The organism is Streptomyces rimosus subsp. rimosus, from assembly GCF_000720725.1.
GTDB lineage: Bacteria > Actinomycetota > Actinomycetes > Streptomycetales > Streptomycetaceae > Streptomyces > Streptomyces rimosus_A.
On the sequence record NZ_JOCQ01000227.1, the window covers coordinates 1 to 1,041 of the forward strand.

At 71.4% G+C, this 1,041-nt stretch carries 1 protein-coding gene; it reads left to right on the forward strand.

Going from position 1 to position 1,041, the window contains the following annotated elements; genetic code table 11:
- Positions 1 to 931: TauD/TfdA dioxygenase family protein (locus IH45_RS0142615; protein WP_030682592.1), on the forward strand; the 931-nt coding region annotated here is incomplete at its 5' end.
- Positions 932 to 1,041 lie beyond the last annotated feature (110 nt).

Below are 1,041 nucleotides of genomic sequence, written 5' to 3' on the forward strand. Positions count from 1 at the left end.
CTCCTCTCCCACTCCCCCTCCCGCTCCCGCCCTTCGCGACCACCGCATTCCCGCCGACGGCCTGTACGAAGGCCACCGCGTCCTGCGCCGTACCCCCGAGGGCTGGGAGGACCGCCCGTACGAGCGCTTCGAAGTCGTCCCACAGGCAGCCACCATCGGCGCGGAAATCCGCGGCCTCGACCTCTCCCGGCCGCTCGCCCCGGCGCTGCGCGACGATCTGAACCGCGCGCTGCTGGAGTGGAAGGTGCTCTTCTTCCGGGGGCAGCACCTCACGTCCGCCGCGCAGCGCGCGTTCGCCCGCAACTGGGGTGAGCTGGAGACGAATCCCCTGCTGGCGACGAGTGACGCCGAGGACGTGGCACGGTTCGACCGCAGCGCGGTGCCGACCTTCGAGAACGTCTGGCACACGGACGTCACGTTCCGCGAACGCCCGGCGCTGGGTGCGGTGTTGCAGTTGCGCGAGGTGCCGGCGTTCGGTGGTGACACCATGTGGGCCGACATGGCGGCGGCGTACGACAACCTGCCGCAGGACGTGAAGGACCGGATCGACGGCGCCACCGCCGTCCACGATTTCCTGCCGGGCTTCGCCCGCTTCTACTCCGCCGGGCGGCTGGCGCCGTTCCAGGAGCGGTTCCCGCCGGTGGAGCACCCGGTCGTACGGCGGCACCCGGAGACCGGCCGCCGGATGCTGTTCGTCAACACCTCGTTCACCACCCGCATCGTGGGGCTGGAGCAGGCGGACAGCGACCGACTGCTGCGGCTGCTCTTCCAGCAGGCGCACGTACCGGAGTTCCAGGTGCGGTTCCGCTGGCAGGCAGGCGACATCGCGTTCTGGGACAACCGCGCCACCCAGCATTACGCGGTCAACGACTACGGGACGCAGCGCCGGGTGGCCGAGCGCGTGGCGATCGCGGGCGACCGGCCGTACTGAGCGGGGGAAGAGGGACGGTCGCGGTGCGGCGTCGGTGACTGACCCAGCCGTACCGATGTGGGACCGGTGGTACGGCACCCCCGTACCACCACCCACCCCACCAGCCCCCC